The sequence below is a fragment of the Nesterenkonia aethiopica genome, assembly GCF_039534665.1.
Lineage (GTDB): Bacteria > Actinomycetota > Actinomycetes > Actinomycetales > Micrococcaceae > Nesterenkonia > Nesterenkonia aethiopica.
In genome coordinates, this window is the sequence record NZ_BAAAVT010000037.1 from 1 (window position 1) to 2058 (window position 2058).

Genomic DNA, 2058 nt, shown 5'->3' on the forward strand with positions numbered 1-2058 from the left:
GAGACGGAGGGTGACTGATGACGTCTGCGCAGTTCAGTCCGGGGACTCAGCCAGGTCGTGGTGCTGCTGCGGCTGTGGTGGTCGAGGATCAGGTTGCTGGGTCGGGTCGGTCTGGTGGGCGTCGGGGTGGTCGTGTGAAGCCGTATGGGGGGACGAACAACACCAATACGTGGCGGCATGCGTTGAAGAAGGACTGGCGGCTGTACAGCTTGTTGGTGCTGCCGTTGGTGTTTCTGCTGATCTTCCGGTATCTGCCGATGGCGGGCAATGTGATCGCGTTTCGTCGGTTCCGGCCGGGGTCGAGCATCTTCGGGGATGAGTGGGTCGGGTTCCATTACATCGAGATGTTCATCAATGATCCGACGTTCTGGCGGGTGTTCTGGAACACGGTGATCCTGGGTGGGTTGACCTTGGCGGTGTGTTTCCCGTTGCCGATCATCTTGGCGTTGATGTTCAACGAGCTGCGGTCGACGGTGTTCAAGCGGGTGGCTCAGTCGATCTCGTATCTGCCGCATTTCATGTCGATCGTGATTGTGGCGGGGATCGTGATGCAGTTGACCTCGCTCAATGGCACGGTGAATCAGTTGTTGGGTCTGTTGGGGGCGGAGAGTGTGCCGTTCCTGCAGCTGCCGGAGTGGTTCCGGGCGATCTATGTCTCCTCGGAGGTCTGGCAGACCGTGGGGTGGGGCACGATCTTGTATCTGGCGGCGTTGACCACGGTGGATCCGCAGCTCTATGAGGCGGCGCGGATCGATGGGGCGAATCGGTGGAAGCAGATGTGGCATGTGACCTTGCCGGGGATCACGCCCACGATGGTGGTGCTGTTGGTGCTCAGTGTGGGCACGTTCATGTCGGTCGGGTTCGAGAAGGTGCTGCTGCTGTATAACCCGTTGGTCTATGAGACTGCTGACATCATTGCGACCTATGTGTATCGGGTGGGTATCACCAGTTCGAACTTCTCCTATGCCACGGCGATCGGGCTGTTCGAGGCGATCATCGGGTTGATTCTGATCTTGACGGCCAATGGGGTCGCGCGGAAGTTGGGGGGTACCAGCCTGTGGTGACGGTCAATGCGGAAGTGGTTGATGAGCGCTCTGGCAGTGCTGCTGGGTCGGGTGCGGGCGGGCCTGGCGGGCCTGGCGGGCCTGGTGCTGGTGGTGCTGGGGTGCCGCGGGGGACGCGGTCTACGGCGATCAGGGATTCGCGGTCTTATACGGTGTTCCGGTATGTCAACGGGGTGCTGATCGTGCTGATCTGCGCGGTGACGTTGTATCCGTTCTTGAATATCGTGGCGCAGTCGTTCTCTTCGGAGGGGTATATCAACTCCGGGCAGGTGAACGTCATCCCGCGGGGGTTCAATGTGACCACCTTTGAGGTGGTGATGTCGGATTCGATGTTCTGGCGGAATTATGCGAACACGGTGATCTATACGGTGGTGGCCACTGGGATCGCGATGGTGTTGACGACGACGTTTGCGTATGCGCTCTCGAAGCGGCATTTGACGGGCCGTTCGTTCTTCATCGGTGTTGCGGTGTTCACGATGTTCTTCAATGGTGGGTTGATTCCGAATTATGTGTTGATTAACGCGTTGGGGATGACGAATACGATTTGGGCGATCGTGGTGCCGAATGCGATCAGTGTCTTCAATTTGTTGGTGATGAAGGCGTTTTTTGAGAATTTCTCGACGGAGTTGGAAGAGGCTGCGGAGATTGATGGGTTGACGACCTATGGGATCTTGTGGCGGGTGGTGGTGCCGTTGTCGAAGGCGGTGATCGCGACGATGGTGCTGTTCTATGCGGTGGGGTTCTGGAATCAGTGGTTCCAGGCGTTCTTGTATCTGGATCGGCGGGAGTTGTATCCGGTGACGGTGTATCTGCGGAATCTGTTGGCGGGTGCGACGGGGACGGAGCAGTTGGGTGGTGAGGCTGCGGAGTCTACGCAGATCGCGTCGAATGTGCGGGCGGTGACGATGTTGCTGACCACGTTGCCGATCATCTGTCTGTATCCGTTCCTGCAGAAGTATTTCGTGCGGGGGATCATGCTCGGATCCGTCAAACA

The 2058-nt window shown here is 58.4% G+C and carries 2 protein-coding genes; both read left to right on the top strand.

What is annotated here, in order from left to right:
- Positions 1-17: 17 nt before the first annotated feature.
- Complete coding sequence (locus tag ABD658_RS15215) at positions 18-1064, top strand: ABC transporter permease (protein ID WP_344744954.1); 1047 nt, start codon at positions 18-20, stop codon at positions 1062-1064.
- 128 nt (positions 1065-1192) lie between these two features.
- Positions 1193-2058: carbohydrate ABC transporter permease (locus tag ABD658_RS15220; protein ID WP_425574515.1), on the top strand; the 866-nt coding region annotated here is incomplete at its 3' end.